This window comes from Arthrobacter sp. JCM 19049 (assembly GCF_001310435.1).
On sequence record NZ_BAXF01000693.1, the window covers coordinates 1 to 937 of the forward strand.

The 937-nt window shown below is 66.9% G+C and carries 2 pseudogenes; both read right to left on the reverse strand.

The annotated features are described in order from the left end of the window. Nucleotides 1-414: pseudogene (locus JCM19049_RS15560) on the reverse strand (PucR family transcriptional regulator); the annotation flags it as partial. Between the two features lie 193 nt (nucleotides 415-607). Continuing rightward, nucleotides 608-937: pseudogene (locus tag JCM19049_RS15565) on the reverse strand (pyruvate dehydrogenase (acetyl-transferring), homodimeric type); the annotation flags it as partial.

Here is a 937-nt window from a genome sequence, read left to right on the forward strand (position 1 = left end):
GCACCGCCTCGCGCACCTGGCCTGCTCGGATTCGGCGACGATGTCCGGCACCTGGGATTCAACGACCTCCACGATGGTGCGCAGCAGCGCGAGTGCCTTTTGCAGGCTGATGGAGCGGGTCAGCTCGGTGGGCGCGGCCCCAAACACGTCGGTCATCACCCAGGCCGGGGTGGATTCGGGGTGTTCGTACCAGTTCACGAACGTGGAGATGCCCTTCTGGGCCACCAGGCCCAGGGCGGCGCGCTCCTCCGGGGCCAGGGAGCGGTACCAGGGCAGGGACTGGTCCAGGTACTTCAGCGCCGCGGTGGACAGCACCCCCAGATGGGATTTGAGCCGCTTGATGGTCTCCGGGCTCGGCTTGGCCAGCCGGCTGGGCCGTCCGCGCTGCAGCGAAGCTTCGGCCGTTTCATTCATGTCTATGAGCATATCGGTTCGATGCACGGGCACGTGTGCCAAGCGGTTTCTGAGCTTGGGAAGCGGGCACGTGGCACCCCCGGGTGCCGTGATGGCCGGGCAAATGGGAAACGGTGGCCACACGCGCTTCACGGGGAAGGGGTGTGGCCACCGTTTGCCCGGAGTCCCGCCGGTTGAACCGTTGGGTGGGTGGTTAGGCGTCGCCGCCAGCGTTGCCCGAACGTCCCGCGTTGGGGTTGTTCAGGTCATACTTCTGATGCGCCTTGATCGGGGTATCGGCCGGGATCTCGCCCCGCTCCGCCAGGGCCTGCAGGGTCTTGACGACCAGGGAATGCGCGTCGATCTTGAAGAACCGGCGCGCCGCGGCCCGGGTATCACTAAACCCGAACCCGTCCGCTCCCAGGGTGTGGTACTCACCGGGCACGTAGGGGCGCACCTGTTCAAGCACCGCCCGCTGGTAATCACTGGTCGCGATCACCGGGCCGGTCGCCGATTCCAGCTGACCGGTCAGGTACGGGGTCAC